This is a genomic window from Glycocaulis abyssi (assembly GCF_041429775.1).
Classification (GTDB): Bacteria; Pseudomonadota; Alphaproteobacteria; order Caulobacterales; family Maricaulaceae; genus Glycocaulis; species Glycocaulis abyssi.
In genome coordinates this window covers 2,127,440-2,140,798 of the sequence record NZ_CP163421.1, presented here as the reverse complement: position 1 = coordinate 2,140,798, position 13,359 = coordinate 2,127,440, and the positions used below count along the sequence as shown (strand labels likewise).

The 13,359-nt window shown below is 61.8% G+C and carries 17 protein-coding genes; 4 read left to right on the top strand and 13 right to left on the bottom strand.

Annotated elements, in window-relative coordinates; genetic code table 11:
• Positions 1-12: 12 nt before the first annotated feature.
• The 10 genes from AB6B38_RS10340 to AB6B38_RS10295 form a co-directional block, all read right to left on the bottom strand.
• Positions 13-426 (bottom strand): PIN domain-containing protein, encoded by a 414-nt coding sequence (locus tag AB6B38_RS10340; RefSeq protein ID WP_371392771.1) that lies wholly within the window; start codon positions 424-426, stop codon positions 13-15.
• Positions 407-682: a DUF6364 family protein gene (locus AB6B38_RS10335; RefSeq protein WP_371392770.1), complete on the bottom strand. Its 276-nt coding sequence runs from the start codon at positions 680-682 to the stop codon at positions 407-409. The genes AB6B38_RS10340 and AB6B38_RS10335 overlap by 20 nt, the downstream gene beginning before the upstream one ends.
• A 164-nt stretch (positions 683-846) precedes the next feature.
• Positions 847-1,764, bottom strand: coding sequence for a hypothetical protein (locus tag AB6B38_RS10330; RefSeq protein ID WP_371392769.1), 918 nt, complete (start codon positions 1,762-1,764; stop codon positions 847-849).
• Between the two features lie 70 nt (positions 1,765-1,834).
• Positions 1,835-3,028, bottom strand: a complete 1,194-nt coding sequence (gene sucC, locus AB6B38_RS10325; RefSeq protein WP_371392768.1) for an ADP-forming succinate--CoA ligase subunit beta — start codon at positions 3,026-3,028, stop codon at positions 1,835-1,837.
• Positions 3,029-3,150: 122 nt separating this feature from the next.
• Positions 3,151-3,429, bottom strand: a complete 279-nt coding sequence (locus tag AB6B38_RS10320) for a hypothetical protein (RefSeq protein ID WP_371392767.1) — start codon at positions 3,427-3,429, stop codon at positions 3,151-3,153.
• Positions 3,429-4,688: an MFS transporter gene (locus tag AB6B38_RS10315; RefSeq protein ID WP_371392766.1), complete on the bottom strand. Its 1,260-nt coding sequence runs from the start codon at positions 4,686-4,688 to the stop codon at positions 3,429-3,431. Before AB6B38_RS10315 ends, AB6B38_RS10320 begins: the two co-directional genes overlap by 1 nt.
• 108 nt (positions 4,689-4,796) lie before the next feature.
• Positions 4,797-5,417 (bottom strand): CPBP family intramembrane glutamic endopeptidase, encoded by a 621-nt coding sequence (locus AB6B38_RS10310; protein WP_371392765.1) that lies wholly within the window; start codon positions 5,415-5,417, stop codon positions 4,797-4,799.
• An 87-nt stretch (positions 5,418-5,504) separates the two neighbouring features.
• Complete coding sequence (locus tag AB6B38_RS10305) at positions 5,505-6,059, bottom strand: hypothetical protein (protein ID WP_371392764.1); 555 nt, start codon at positions 6,057-6,059, stop codon at positions 5,505-5,507.
• A gap of 108 nt (positions 6,060-6,167) precedes the next feature.
• Positions 6,168-6,557: a DUF2306 domain-containing protein gene (locus tag AB6B38_RS10300; RefSeq protein WP_371392763.1), complete on the bottom strand. Its 390-nt coding sequence runs from the start codon at positions 6,555-6,557 to the stop codon at positions 6,168-6,170.
• Positions 6,554-7,051 (bottom strand): DUF2141 domain-containing protein, encoded by a 498-nt coding sequence (locus AB6B38_RS10295; protein ID WP_371392762.1) that lies wholly within the window; start codon positions 7,049-7,051, stop codon positions 6,554-6,556. The genes AB6B38_RS10300 and AB6B38_RS10295 overlap by 4 nt, the downstream gene beginning before the upstream one ends.
• A gap of 194 nt (positions 7,052-7,245) precedes the next feature.
• Here AB6B38_RS10295 and AB6B38_RS10290 point away from each other — a divergent pair, with 194 nt between their 5' ends.
• Positions 7,246-8,013: a LytTR family DNA-binding domain-containing protein gene (locus AB6B38_RS10290; protein WP_371392761.1), complete on the top strand. Its 768-nt coding sequence runs from the start codon at positions 7,246-7,248 to the stop codon at positions 8,011-8,013.
• 9 nt (positions 8,014-8,022) lie between these two features.
• Here the strand turns inward: AB6B38_RS10290 and AB6B38_RS10285 are convergent, their stop codons facing one another.
• Complete coding sequence (locus AB6B38_RS10285) at positions 8,023-8,472, bottom strand: SRPBCC family protein (protein ID WP_371395095.1); 450 nt, start codon at positions 8,470-8,472, stop codon at positions 8,023-8,025.
• A 69-nt stretch (positions 8,473-8,541) separates the two neighbouring features.
• Between AB6B38_RS10285 and AB6B38_RS10280 the strand changes: the two genes are divergently transcribed.
• Positions 8,542-8,865 carry an ArsR/SmtB family transcription factor gene (locus AB6B38_RS10280; protein WP_371392760.1) on the top strand — a complete coding sequence of 108 codons (324 nt, stop codon included), beginning with the start codon at positions 8,542-8,544 and terminating at the stop codon, positions 8,863-8,865.
• A 9-nt stretch (positions 8,866-8,874) separates the two neighbouring features.
• On the opposite strand, the gene AB6B38_RS10275 is transcribed toward AB6B38_RS10280, so the two are convergent.
• Positions 8,875-9,174, bottom strand: a complete 300-nt coding sequence (locus AB6B38_RS10275; RefSeq protein WP_371392759.1) for a hypothetical protein — start codon at positions 9,172-9,174, stop codon at positions 8,875-8,877.
• Between the two features lie 265 nt (positions 9,175-9,439).
• Here AB6B38_RS10275 and AB6B38_RS10270 point away from each other — a divergent pair, with 265 nt between their 5' ends.
• Positions 9,440-9,652, top strand: a complete 213-nt coding sequence (locus AB6B38_RS10270; RefSeq protein ID WP_127568954.1) for a cold-shock protein — start codon at positions 9,440-9,442, stop codon at positions 9,650-9,652.
• A gap of 386 nt (positions 9,653-10,038) precedes the next feature.
• The gene (locus tag AB6B38_RS10265) at positions 10,039-12,090 is read left to right on the top strand and encodes a M3 family metallopeptidase (protein WP_371395094.1); all 2,052 of its coding nucleotides are present in this window, start codon (positions 10,039-10,041) and stop codon (positions 12,088-12,090) included.
• 78 nt (positions 12,091-12,168) lie between these two features.
• Here the strand turns inward: AB6B38_RS10265 and AB6B38_RS10260 are convergent, their stop codons facing one another.
• Positions 12,169-13,356, bottom strand: a complete 1,188-nt coding sequence (locus tag AB6B38_RS10260; protein WP_371392758.1) for an LL-diaminopimelate aminotransferase — start codon at positions 13,354-13,356, stop codon at positions 12,169-12,171.
• Positions 13,357-13,359: the final 3 nt, after the last annotated feature.

Here is a 13,359-nt window from a genome sequence, read left to right as displayed (position 1 = left end):
AGAACCTTTTGTCTAAGCGAGGAAATCTTCGATGAAGGGGTTGCAGACCCTGACCGGGCCATACATCTGCCCGTGATTGAGGTCTTCGGAGTACACCAGAGACAGTCCGGCCTTCCCGGCGGCCTGCAGGATCAGACCGTCCCAATGAGAAATCTCGAAGCGGCGGGCCGTGTCGAGCGCCGCGATAACATCAGCGGGCTCCACGGCAAGAACAGTTTCCTGCGCTACCATATCGACCCACAGGCGCGCCTCGTCAGGCGTGAGCTTCAGTTTTTTCAAAAGGGAGGCGTAGGTTTCCATCAGGACCTGGGTCGACACGACAACCCGGCGCGACTGCAGCAGGCCACGCGCCGTCTCGCGTTTCGCCCTATCGCCGCCGCTGGCCGCGTAGAAGATGATGTTGGTGTCAAAGAAGGCCGCGTTCACGCAGAACCTCGTTGTAGAGTTCTTCGCGGTCGAATTTCACGCCTTCCCCGGCTTCAGGGCCGCTGCGGGGAGTGCCAGTTTCGCGAAAGAAGGCAGCCCACGCGTCGGCACGTCTGGCGTCATCGCCTTCCCGGCGCACCTCGCGCTCCAGATACTCGCGCACCATCGCATTGACGCTGGTGCGCCGTATGGCGGCGATAATCCGCGCCCGGTCGAGAAGCTCATCCTCGATGGCCAGTGTGAGATTCTTGGTCACGGCCTACGCTCCACATATCCTGTGTTACACATAATACGTGGGAATGTGTCTAAGCTCAAGGCGTTTAGTATGCTGCTTTGAGCTAGGCTATAATGACCGAACTCACGGGCCTAACCGGTTGCTGTGGCGACGACGGCACCCTAGTGGACTTCTGCTAGCTCCAGTCACAACATCGGTTGTTGAGGAGGTGGAGAGTGTATAACGCCGTAGACCTTAATGACAGATACCTCTTCGTCCGTCAGCGCACCCCTTTCATCATACGTATATTCAAATTTAGCCCGCACACGCAGAGCATCGTTTGGCTTTAGGGCGTGTTTTCCAGCATGAAATTCGCTCAGCCAAGTTTCATCGATTATTGCGGCAGTAAATGATCTCTTGCCGTGCTTAAAGCGCCACTTTGACTTTCCAATGAAAGGGACTGTATGAATCGTCAAAACGAGGTCAACTTCATTAGAAAGCTCTTGTTCCGGAGAATCTGAAACAGCTTCAAGCGGTGACCATACCCGACCGGTGTTGACACGATAGTCGTCGGGACCCAGCGTAATCGTTAGTTCCTCGCCAGGTTTAAAGCGCGCTTTGACACGCTGTATGTTTTCTAGCGATTGAGCTATGCGCGTAGGGTTCGGCGGTGGATAGTCTGGCAAATGCCGAGCGTCGGATTCTTCCGCTAACCGTCGAAGATTCTCTGTGAGGTCTTCCAAACGGGGAGGCGCAGACTGATCTGGCGCACTGTCGAGCCACTGGAGGGCTATATATTTGCCCTTTAAAAGATATGTGCCAATTTGCTTTTTAATATCGAGCGACTTTAAGGCATCGTCATCAATATTCTTGAGAACGTTATGCAGAACAACGCGTAAGCTGGATTTTTCGACATCCTCCAAAATGAAGGAGGTCTTTATTTTTGAGTCTATGGAATCGATTATCGCGCCGTCGAAATCTTCCAGCCCCTGAATGAGGTCGCCAGCAATCGAGAAGACTCGTGCTGGCGAATCTGCGGGGTCAAATTTAATATTGAGAACAATATCGCCTTCGGGCGGCACAATCACCTCCTTTGATACGACGATGTGTAGCTCGTCATGCATGCGACACTTGAGCTGGAGTGTGTCTCAAAACTAAATCACTGTCACATAAATACTGAACGTGACTGACCTCCTACCCCTGCACCGCCTTGACGATTTTCTGGGCGGCATCGTCGAGATCGTCGGCGGAGGTGATGTCCAGCCCGCTCTCGTTGAGGATTTTCTTGCCCTGATCGACATTGGTGCCTTCAAGGCGCACGACCAGCGGCACTTTCAGGCCCACCTCCTTCACCGCGGCGACCACGCCTTCGGCGATCACATCGCAGCGCATGATGCCGCCAAAGATGTTCACGAGGATGCCTTTGACGTTCTTGTCGGCGGTGATGATCTTGAAGGCGGCCGTCACCTTCTCCTTGGATGCGCCCCCGCCCACATCGAGGAAGTTGGCTGGCTCCGCGCCATAGAGCTTGATGATGTCCATCGTCGCCATGGCAAGACCGGCGCCATTGACCATGCAGCCGATATTGCCGTCCAGCGCCACATAGGCGAGGTCGTATTTTGACGCCTCGATTTCCTTCTCGTCCTCTTCGGTGAGGTCGCGCAGGGCCTGGATGTCCTCATGGCGGAAGAGCGCGTTGCCATCAAAGGACACTTTCGCGTCGAGCACGCGTAAGTGCCCATCCTTCATCACGATGAGCGGGTTTACTTCCAGAAGGCTCATATCCTTCTCGGTGAAGGCCCGGTAGAGGATGGGAGCCAGCGACAGCATGTCCTCGCGCGCGGTGCCGTAAAGCTTCAGCGCATCGGCGATTTTTGCCGCATCGCCTGAGGTGACGCCCGTTTCCGGGTCGATATTGATGGTGAGGATTTTCTCCGGCGTCTCTTCGGCGACCGCCTCGATATCCATCCCGCCTTCGGTGGAGACGACAAAGGCCACGCGGCCTGTCTCGCGATTGACCAGAAGGGACAGGTAAAGCTCGGTCTCGATATCGGCCCCGTCCTCGATATAGAGCCGGTTCACCTGCTTGCCGGCCGGGCCGGTCTGATGGGTGACCAGCGTATTGCCCAGCATGTCCTTGGCGTGGGCGATCACTTCATCGCGGCTGAAGGCGAGGCGTACGCCGCCCTTGGCGTCGGCGGGCAGCTCCTTGAACTTGCCCTTGCCCCGGCCACCGGCATGGATCTGCGACTTCACGACCCAGAGCGGTCCGGGCAGCTTGTCGGCTGCCGCGCCGGCTTCATCGGCGGAAAAGATCGCAACACCGTCAGCGACAGGCGCGCCAAACGCCTTCAGGACGGCCTTGGCCTGATGCTCGTGGATATTCATGGGGCAGCACTCACCTTGTTACCGGGGAGGGGCGGACCGGCGGATGCGGCCCGTCACAGGAGATGTTTCGCGTCGGCTTATACCATCGCCTTGCCGCAGTGCAACGCGAGGCGTGTAGCCTGTCATGGCTGCCTGTAGGTCAGGCGCAGACCGGCTACACAGGCCGCCCAGCCAATACCGGCGCCCAGCCCTGTAACCAGCAGCGGGATGGCCAGCGCCGCAGCCTCTCCGGAGCTCTCCGCCAGTGCCAGAAATCCAAGCTGGCCTGTCAGCACCGGAATGCCGGCACCGACGAGCAGCCAGCCAATCCATGTCAGGAATGGCAGCGCGTTCAGCCGTCCGCGCAGGCTGAAGGCTGCCGCCACGCCGATTATCACCCCTATAAGGATCGCTATCAGCACTAGATATCCTCCTCGCGCCTTGGCGCGCCTTCTGTTTCGGGCGGGTCGATCTCGGCCAGCTCAGCGGAGGTGGCCATAAGATTGACGAAGGGTTCGCGTTCTTCCTGGGGTACCGCGACGCGGGCACGCGAGCGCAGGAGGGCGAACACGCACAAGGCCAGATTGCCCGTCAGGCCGACAAGGAAAAGACCGCGGCTGGCCAGCGGGCTTTCATAGGCGAAACCGGCAATGAGCGGCCCCACCATGGATCCGGCGGCCCAGAGCAGCAGCACGCCAGAGGCGATGGCTGGCAGTTCCTCCACCTTGGCCCGGTCGGCCGCATGGGCCACCGCCACGCCGTAATAGCAAAGGCTTGCCGCGCCCCAGGCGCCTGCCATCACCGCGCCCCAGAGAAGGCCGGGCGCGCTGAACAGCGCCAGCACGCCTGCCATGATGGCGGCAAGGCCCGCGCTGACGGCAATTACCAGCCTCCGGTCAAGCTTGTCGGAGATGCGCCCCACGGGCCATTGCACGACCATGGAGGTGCCGTAGATCACGGCCATGATGAGGGCGGCTGCGCCTGTGGCGCGGGCGGCGTCCAGACTGTCGGCCCAGATCGGTACAAACGCCAGCAGGCCGGAATTGACCAGACCTGCTGCAAAAGCCGCCACGGCTGCGGTAGGGGCAATGGCAAACACCCGCCAGGGCGGCGCGCGCTCGCCATCGGGAATGGAAGGCTGGGCGCGCCTTGTGACGGTCATCGGCACCAGGGCCAGCGCGAGGAATATCCCGGCGACGATGAAACTCTGGGTCAGTTCAAGCCCGGACAGGGCGATGATAAAGGGCCCGAGGATCAGACCGGCCCTGCCAATGATCTGATAGGCGGAGATCACCGCGCCGCGCCGCTGGGACGGGGTGGCATCGGCGATCCAGCTTTCCGCAACGGCGAAGAGGCCAGCGGTGCACACACCAAACCCGAAGCGGGCGGCGAGCCACCAGACGACATGGGATTCCAGCGCCAGCATCAGTATCAGTGCCGCTGAAAGCCCGGCAAAGGCGGCATAGGCGCGGATATGCCCGATGCGCCGGATTGATCCCGGCGCGATCCAGGCTCCGGCCATGAAGCCCGCCCCGTAAGCGGCAGCGACAAGCCCGATGGTCGAGCCTGACCATCCGGCTGCCGCCATGGCCAGCGGCAGCGACACACCCAGCACGCCCACGGAAATCTGGAGCAGCAAGGCGCCGCCAAGGACAGCACCGACATTTCTGTAGATCAGCATGGGCGAGGCAGTCCGGGGCTTGCGAAGGGTGACAATTGACTTGATGCCAACTCATCACGCCCGCCCGGCCGGTTCAAGACTGGGCGCGCAGGGGCGGCGCCTTGCAAGCTAAAGAAACGCCAATACGGGATAGGCAATCGTGTTTGTCAGGCCATGCATCAGCCAGCTGGGTGCGATGGAACCGTCAGCCCGCTTTTCATTGATCCAGGCCATCACCCAGCCACCGGTGAAGCCGACGCCCATCAGGGCCGCGGCCAGAACCGGGTCGAAGGCAGGGCCGCCCGGTGCCACGAAGATCAGAAGGTGGATGGAGGCAAAGATCAGGGCGTGGATCGTGTTGCCCACACCAAAGCCCAGCCAGGCAATCAGCCGTTTGGCGATGAGGCCCCGGAACAGGATCTCCTCGGAACCTGATGTCTTCAGGAAGGCGATGATTAGGACGATGGCGATGGTTTCGGGTGTTATGCCCAGCGCCTGAACCCGCCCGGCAACCGTATCAGGGCCGGTGGCAGCGTCTGCCAGGCCCGGCAGCATGAACATGGCAATGGTAAGCGGGGCAAATATCAACGCGGCAATCAGGGCTATGCCCATCGCCTTGAGGGGCGCGCCGTGAAGACCGGCAAATTTCAGAAATCCGGAGCGTTTGCGTGCAAAAATCAGCCAGACCAGAAAGACCACCAGCAGCGCAAGTGCAATCTGGATGCCAGCATTCATTAATTCCTGAATCATTCGAGCTTCCCCTGTCCTTGCACAGACCGTGGAACGCTTCTGGAGATTTGGGAAGTTAAATATAGGACAGGAATGCCGGGTCCTGGTCTACCCCAGCCGGGTCAGCCGGATGGCGCCCCAGTCAATGGAGAGAGGCCCGGCTCCGCGCAAGGCCAGATAAAGCCCCAGCGCACCGGCGATCAGGGCAAAGCTCCATCCTTGCGGCTCGATGGCGATCACGAAGAACACCGCGCACAGGAGTATGCCAAGTCCGGCAAACCTTGTGAGAAAACCAGCCAGCAGAATGACCGGCAGAAGCGTACCCCACAAGACAAGCTGGAAGGCGATCGCTTGCGCATCGGCCATGCCTGTAAACCAGACCGATGCTGCGGCGGCCAGCCCCGGATCGGGCCGGAACCAGTTCTGCCAGTCACTCCAGTCGTGTACCGGCAGGGCGTTGGCTCTCGCCCAGCTCCACAAGGCAGCAGCCAGGCCCAGCCGCACGGCCATGCCGACAATCGCATCGATAGGTGTGCTGCCATGGCGGCGCGGGGGCGGGCAGGGCGGACACCATGAATCCATGGGATGAGCACCGGGACCGGCAGCCTCCCCCTCTCCTCCGGCATAAAGCCGGACAAATCTGCTGGTGCGTTCTTCGCGCATCCATCCCCCCATGAGCCGCCATGATAAGCCCGCACGCGGCCAGTGCAATGAGAACCCATTGGGGCGGCGAAGCGTGCCGGAGAGGTATGGCTTTGACGCAACGCGGCGCTATCCGCCCGTGACCACGGTGTGCATGAGGCGTCCGGGCAGAAGGGTGAATGCGCCGGGGGTGAGGAGGGCGCCCGCATATAGCGCGATTGCGGTTATGGAATGCCCTCTGACGTGCTTCCTGCGGGCGTAGTAGATCAGCCCTGCAACGCCGAACAGCGTTACCGGTACGAATACATGTATCCAGCTCAGCCCGCCGGTTTCCTGAATGAAGATGGCGGTGATGGCCACGACCAGCATGAGACCCACCCAGGCATAGCCGAGCTGGCGGTGGGGCAAAGTGCCCTTGGGCGCGATCAGCTGGAAGGCGCCCAGACCCAGAGCCGCCAGGGCGGCGAGCGTGTGAAGCTGGATATGCCAGGGCGCGCTGGTGAACGCGTCGATATTCATCGTCCCGACGCCCCTGCCAGACGGATATATTCGATATGATGCATGCCGCTTTCCAGAGTGATGGCCGCGGCGTCAAAAGAGGCCGGGCCGAAGCGGCCGCGCGCACCGGCGCTGTATCCGAACCGCTCTGTGGGAATGCGCATGGGCCCGGAATTGAGCCGTCCGTCCGAGTTCTCGTCATGCCATGCGAAGACGGCGTAGATGGACGGGGCAAGCCCCTCAAACACCAGCTCTGCAGGCTGGGTACCGGCCGGGATGCGGGTGCGGGCGGCAGGATCGCGTCCCAGCCAGCTGTCCGCGTCGGCATAGACGGCCACATCCAGCTCGCCCTCAATGCTGGAAAACCCGGTCAGCCTGACGGTGAGGGTGGCGGTTTCCCGCGCGCTGGCGCAATCAAATCCACCAAGACTGGCTGCCAGCGGAATGGTGAAGAGGCCGCCTGCCGCGATGGCAGCGGCCAATTGGACAGCGGCCTTGGCAAGAATGGTCCACATAAGGCTTGTTCTCCGTCTCACGGGTCGTTGGCTGCAGGGTGCGCCGGATGGGTTCCCGTCTGACCTTGCGCGACCAGAGATGGCGTGAGGCGCTGTGTGCAAGAAGCGGAAATTCGCGTCAGGACTGGACCTGTTCGTGAATGACGGTAAGCCTTCCACTCCCGCTTCGTGAATGACAGGGAAGGACGTATGACGTGACCAAGGCTGCCTCGCAGACCTTGCGCAAATGGGCGGTCAGGGCTGTCTGGCTGGTCGCGCTGGGAACCTTTCTGGCCATTCTGGGGCCTTATGGAACGGGCCGGGTGGGCTGGCCGCAGGTCTGGGTCTACTGGGTCGGGCTGATTGTGATGGGCGCGGTGGTGGGCTGGACAGCCGGGCCGCTGGCCCAGCGCCTGTTTCCCGCCCTTCCCGGCTGGTGCCATTACGTTATCGCCGCGTTTTGCATCTCTGTGCCGGTGACGGCGGCGGTGTTTGCCATCAATGTGTTGATGGCCGGGGCGGTGCACTGGCGTGCCTTGCCCGTGACGTGGTTTTTCGTGCTGGTTGTTTCCGGCTTCGTGGTCGCCATTGCGTGGATTGCACGCCATATCGAGGATCTGCGTCAGGCAGCCCGCATTGCCGCCTCCGGTGCCGCGCCGGCCCGCCCCTCTGACGCCCTTCTGGGCAAGCTGCCCCATCCCTTGCGCAAGGCCCGCATCCTCTCGATGAGCGCGGAAGATCATTATCTACGGGTGCGCACCGATTCCGGCGAAGCGCTGATCCTGATGCGCCTGTCGGACGCGGTTGCGGCGTGCGGAGCGCTTGACGGCGCGCAGGTTCACCGCTCCTGGTGGGTGGCGCGTGATGCCGTTAGCGATGCGCGCAAGGGCGATGGGCGCGGCACCCTCATTCTGGAGGATGGGCGCGAAGTGCCGGTCAGCCGCAGCTTCTATCCGGCCCTTCGCGATGCAGGCTGGTTTTAACAGGCCGCGTTACTGGAACATGCCCTCGCGCAGATTGATGCCGTGCTCTGTCCACGCCTTGAGGGCGCACAGCATCTGCATCCAGCCGCTGCAATTGCCGTATGAGGCTTTCAGGCCGGCAGGGGTCTGACGCCAGCCTTCCTCGCGGATGGTGACCAGCGTGCGCCCGTCTTCAAGCGCCTCAAATTCCATGGTGGTCCGGACTTTGTAGGGCGTGTCGGGATCATCGGAATCCCACTCGAACACGATGCGCTCATTGTCCACCACCTCGATGATATCCACCGGGAAACGGCCCGGAAAATCGTGGAATGACCAGTAGACGGTGACGCCGGTCTTCATGCGTCCTTCGGCTCCGCCGGTCGTGAAATAGCGCGAGAGCGTTTCGGGGTTCACGACCGCCTCGAACACCTCCGGCACTGGCCGGGCGATGCGCCCGCCGACCGAGAATTTCAGCTCCATATCCATTTTTCACCTGTCCTGATTACGGGCTTGCCTTGATGGCTGCAAATCATGTTATAAATTTATAACATGTCAAGCGAAGATAAAATGGACCTGATTTTCAAGGCTCTGGCCTCGCCTGTCCGGCGGGAATTGCTCGATTGCCTGAAGGATGATCCGCAGACCACAGGCGCGCTGTGTGAGCGCTTTGATACGCTGGACCGCTGCACGGTGATGCAGCATCTCAAAGTGCTGGAGAAGGCTGATCTGGTGATTGTCCAGCGCAAGGGCCGCGAGCGCTGGAACCATCTCAACCCGCTGCCGATCCGCCATATCCATGACCGCTGGATCGGACCGCATGCGGAGCGGGCAGTTACCATGCTGGACCGGCTGAAATCAGATCTTGAAGGATAGGGGCAGGCGTCAGCGCTTGCGCCAGAGGATCAGGGCGCAGGCGCCAATCACGGCGGCAATGGCGAGAAGCTCCAGAATGGACGCGCCAAGCAGGCGCGGCTCTGCCAGCGGACCCAGCCGCGCCACCAGACCACCGACGCCGCGCGCGGTCTCCTCCCCGCGAAAGCCCGCAGCGACGGCCAGTGCCACCAGCACCAGGGCGACCAGAACGGCCAGGCGCATCGTGCCGCCAGGATCACCCGAAGCGTTCTGCCGCGCGCGCGCGGCGCGGGCGCGATGGGTACGTGAAAGGAAGGGGCGGCGCGTCATGGCGGCACGCTAGCATCCTTGTGGCCGGGTTCAACGCCGGAACACTTGCGTCTTACCTTGCCGCGCGGGCGATTTTACGGCATAACATGAGATGCACGGGCGGCCGTTTCGGCCCGGCGGAATACTGGAAGACCCCGCGTGATACAACGCCTACCCCTTCAGCCTTCCCCGCATTGCAAGTCCGTTCGCCGCGACCGGGACGCCGGACGCGACTGAACTCTTGCGCCGGACGCGGCGCAATACTACGGGAAAGGTTACCCCGAAAATGACAACCGGTACTGTCAAATTCTTCAACACCACCAAAGGCTTCGGCTTCATCACCCCGGACGATGGCGGCAAGGATGTGTTCGTGCACATCACGGCCGTCCAGGCTGCCGGCCTGACGGGCCTCAATGATGGCCAGCGCGTGTCTTTCGAGACCGAGCCGGACACTCGCGGCAAAGGCCCCAAGGCCGTTGATCTGCAACTGGCCGACTAGATTTCGGCCTGCTCCCTGATCAGGGGCAGGGTCTGAGACGCCAGACAAGAAACGCGGAAGGGCCTCCCTTCCGCGTTTTTTCATGTCCGGGAAGCGTTATATAATCACAGTTTCGTGGGGAAACCGCACCAGCACCTTTAATTGTCGGTATGCGGCGTTAGGATGCCATCAGAACTTCCTGCCCAATAGAAACACGCACCAAAGGTGAGGATATGATAGACCGTCTGATGTATGGCGCAGCTGCAGCTGCGCTTCTGCTGGCTGCCTGCGAGCAGCAGGCCACTGCGCCGACCCCGGAGGAAAACGGGGCTGTGGAAACTCTGGACGCAGCGTCTGAACCGGCTGCTTCGGATGCCGTGGATGAGCCCGTGGCGCAGGGCGGCGCGATGGCCGCGCTGGAAGGCAATCCGTTTGCGGCTGAATGGACCGCGAATTTCGGCGCCCCACCGCTGGACCAGATCCGCGAAGAGCATTTCATGCCGGCCTTCGAGGCGGCCATGGCAGACCACGCGGCCGAGATCGACGCCATCGCGACCAATCCAGAAGCGCCCACCTTTGAAAACACCATGCTGGCCATGGAGCTGGCCGGGCGCGATCTCAGCCGCGTAGCCGCGGTGTTCGGGAATCTGACCAGCTCTGCCTCCAATGACGAGCTGCGCGCCATTCAGCGCGAGGTTAGCCCCATGCTGGCGCGTCACAGCGCGTCCATCACGCTGAATGCCGACCTGTTTGCACGCATCGACACCCTGCAGCAGAACCGCGCGGAGCTGGGCTTGACCGATCAGCAGGCACGCCTGCTGGACGTCACGCACGACAATTTCGTACGCGCTGGCGCCCAGCTCTCCGAAGAGCAGCGCGAGCGCTATGCGGAAATCCGAACCGAGCTCTCCTCGCTCTACACCCAGTTCTCCCAGAACGAGCTGGGCGACCGCGAGAGCTGGTACATGGAATTGCCGGAGAGCGCGCTGGAGGATCTGCCTGCCTCCATGGTGAGCGCGGCGCGGGCCGCGGCCCGTGCGCGTGACATGGACGGGGCCATCATCACGCTGGACCGCTCCAGCGTGGAGCCCTTCCTTGAAACCTCGCCTGATCGCGAGCTTCGCGAGCGTGCCTGGCGCGGTTTCTATAATCGCGGCAATAACGACAATGAGTTCAACAATAACCAGCTGATCCGTGACATTCTGGTGCTGCGCCAGGAACAGGCTCAGATGCTGGGCTTTGATAGCTGGGCGCATTACCGCACTGCCGGCACGATGGCCGAAACGCCCGAAGCGGCCATCGACCTGATGGAACAGGTCTGGTGGCCTGCCCGCCAGCGCGCGCTCGAAGAACTGGCCGATATCCAGGCCATGATCGATGCCGAAGGCGGCGACTACGAGGCCGAAGGCTGGGACTGGCGCTACTACACCCAGCGCGTGCGCGAAGAGCGCTACGATATCGATCCGTCTGAAGTGGCCCAGTACCTTGAGCTCGACCGCATGATCGACGCGATGTTCTACACGGCCGGGCGCCTGTTCAATATCAGCTTCCACGAGCGCAACGACATTCCGGTCTATCACCCGGATGTGCGCGTGTGGGAAGTCCACAATGCCGGTGGTGAGGTCATCGCCCTGTTCTACGGCGACTATTTCGCCCGCCAGGGCAAGCGCTCGGGCGCCTGGATGAGTTCGTTCCGGGCCCAGAACGGGATTACCGGGGAAATTCCGCTGATCCTGAACAATTGCAACTACAACAAGCCGGAAGACGGTGAGCCTGCGCTCATCTCCTTCACCGATGCGACGACGCTCTTCCATGAGCTCGGCCACGGCCTGCATGGCATCCTGTCCAATACCGAGTATCCGTCGCTGGCGGGCACATCGGTGGACCGCGACTTTGTGGAGTTTCATGCGCAACTCCTCGAGCACTGGCTGGCCCAGCCGGAGATTCTCGAGACCTACGCCACCCATTATGAGACGGGTGAGCCGATGCCTGTGGAATTGCTGGAGCGGGTTCTGGAAGCCCAGACCTTCAATGCCGGGTTCGAGAATGTCGAATTCCTCAATTCCGGCTTTGTGGACATGGCCTTCCACCTGGAAGAAAACCCGTCGGAGATCGATGTGGAAGCGTTCGAGGCCGAAGTTCTCGAAAGCCGCGAGAATCTGCGCCAGATCCCGATGCGTCACCGTTCCACCCACTTCCTGCACAGCTTCTCCGGTGAGGGCTATGCGGCGGGCTATTACAGCTATCTGTGGGCGGGCGTGCTCGACAATGACGGCTTTGCCGCCTTTGAAGAAGCAGGCGACATCTTCGATCCGGAAACCGCGCAGCGCCTCTATGAGGTGTTCTCCGGCGGGAATACGCGTCCTGCCATGGACATGTATACCGGCTTCCGCGGGCGTGAGCCTTCGGTGGAGCCGCTCCTGCGCAACCGGGGCCTGCTGACCGAGGTCGAAGGCTAGTCTTTCCGGGCAGCCAAGCATGAAAAAGGCGCGCTTCCAGCCGGGAGCGCGCCTTTTTTCCGGCGGCCATCCCGGCGGTCAGTTGCCGAAATAACCCTTCAGGTTGCGCGCCGCCTGGCGGATGCGCTGCTCGTTCTCGACCAGTGCCAGGCGGATATGGGTATCGCCGCGCTCGCCAAAGCCAAGGCCGGGGGCGACCGCCACGCCGGTCTTCTCCATCAGGTCCTTGGCAAACTCCACCGATCCCATATGGGCAAAGCGCTCCGGGATGGGCGCCCAGGCAAACATGGTGGCAGGAGGGGAGGGAATGTCGAAGCCCGCCCGGCCAAAACTCTCCACCAGCACATCGCGGCGCTTCTTATAGGTTTCGCGCGCGATGGCGACATGATCCTGCGGGCCGTCGAGCGCGGCGACAGCTGCGATCTGGACGGGCGTGAAGGCACCATAGTCGAGATAGGATTTGACCCGTTTGAGCGCCGCGATAAGGCGCGCTGACCCGGCGGCGAAGCCGATACGCCAGCCCGGCATGGAATAGGTTTTCGACATGGAGGTGAACTCCACCGCCACGTCGCGCGCGCCCTCGACCTGCAGGATGGAAGGCGGCGGATTGCCGTCGAAATAGATCTCCGAATAGGCAAGGTCGGAGATGAGGACGATATCGTTGGCTTTGGCGACCTTCACCGCCTCGCGGTAGAAATCGAGATCGACCACTTGCGCTGTCGGATTGGAGGGGAAGTTCAGCACCATGGCGCTGGGCGCTGGCACCGAGCGTTTGCAGGCCGTTACCGCGTCAGCCAGGAATTGTTCAGGGCTGGCGAAGCTGACGGCTCTCACCGCCGCGCCCGCAATGATGAAGCCGAACATGTGGATGGGGTAGGAGGGGTCCGGCACGATGATGACATCACCCGGCGCGGTAATGGCCTGTGCAAGATTGGCCAGCCCTTCCTTGGAGCCGAGCGTGACGCACACTTCGGTTTCCGGGTTGAGCCCCACATCAAAGCGGCGATCATAGTAGCGGGTGAAGGCGCGGCGCAGGGCCGGCACGCCCTGGCTCGCCGAATAGCGGTGGGCGCGCGGGTCGGCGGCGACCTCTTTGAGCTTCTCGATGATGTGCGGCGCCGGGGCGAGATCAGGATTGCCCATGCCGAAATCGATGATATCGCGGCCATCCTTGCGCCAGGCTGCCTTCATCCGGTTGACCTCGGCGAAGACGTAAGGCGGCAGGCGGCGCTCGCGGTAAAACGGGTCGGTGCCGGGCTGGCTCATGGC

Bases quoted from the DNA above. Each gene is read 5' to 3' on its own strand.
- AB6B38_RS10260 (WP_371392758.1), bottom strand. From the start codon at position 13,356: ATGAGCCAGCCCGGCACCGACCCGTTTTACCGCGAGCGCCGCCTGCCG.
- AB6B38_RS10295 (WP_371392762.1), bottom strand. From the start codon at position 7,051: ATGTGGACCATTCTTGCCAAGGCCGCTGTCCAATTGGCCGCTGCCATC.
- AB6B38_RS10285 (WP_371395095.1), bottom strand. From the start codon at position 8,472: ATGGAGCTGAAATTCTCGGTCGGCGGGCGCATCGCCCGGCCAGTGCCG.
- sucC (WP_371392768.1), bottom strand. From the start codon at position 3,028: ATGAATATCCACGAGCATCAGGCCAAGGCCGTCCTGAAGGCGTTTGGC.
- AB6B38_RS10315 (WP_371392766.1), bottom strand. From the start codon at position 4,688: ATGCTGATCTACAGAAATGTCGGTGCTGTCCTTGGCGGCGCCTTGCTG.
- AB6B38_RS10305 (WP_371392764.1), bottom strand. From the start codon at position 6,059: ATGCGCGAAGAACGCACCAGCAGATTTGTCCGGCTTTATGCCGGAGGA.
- AB6B38_RS10330 (WP_371392769.1), bottom strand. From the start codon at position 1,764: ATGCATGACGAGCTACACATCGTCGTATCAAAGGAGGTGATTGTGCCG.
- AB6B38_RS10275 (WP_371392759.1), bottom strand. From the start codon at position 9,174: ATGACGCGCCGCCCCTTCCTTTCACGTACCCATCGCGCCCGCGCCGCG.
- AB6B38_RS10310 (WP_371392765.1), bottom strand. From the start codon at position 5,417: ATGATTCAGGAATTAATGAATGCTGGCATCCAGATTGCACTTGCGCTG.
- AB6B38_RS10270 (WP_127568954.1), top strand. From the start codon at position 9,440: ATGACAACCGGTACTGTCAAATTCTTCAACACCACCAAAGGCTTCGGC.
- AB6B38_RS10265 (WP_371395094.1), top strand. From the start codon at position 10,039: ATGGCCGCGCTGGAAGGCAATCCGTTTGCGGCTGAATGGACCGCGAAT.
- AB6B38_RS10300 (WP_371392763.1), bottom strand. From the start codon at position 6,557: ATGAATATCGACGCGTTCACCAGCGCGCCCTGGCATATCCAGCTTCAC.
- AB6B38_RS10280 (WP_371392760.1), top strand. From the start codon at position 8,542: ATGTCAAGCGAAGATAAAATGGACCTGATTTTCAAGGCTCTGGCCTCG.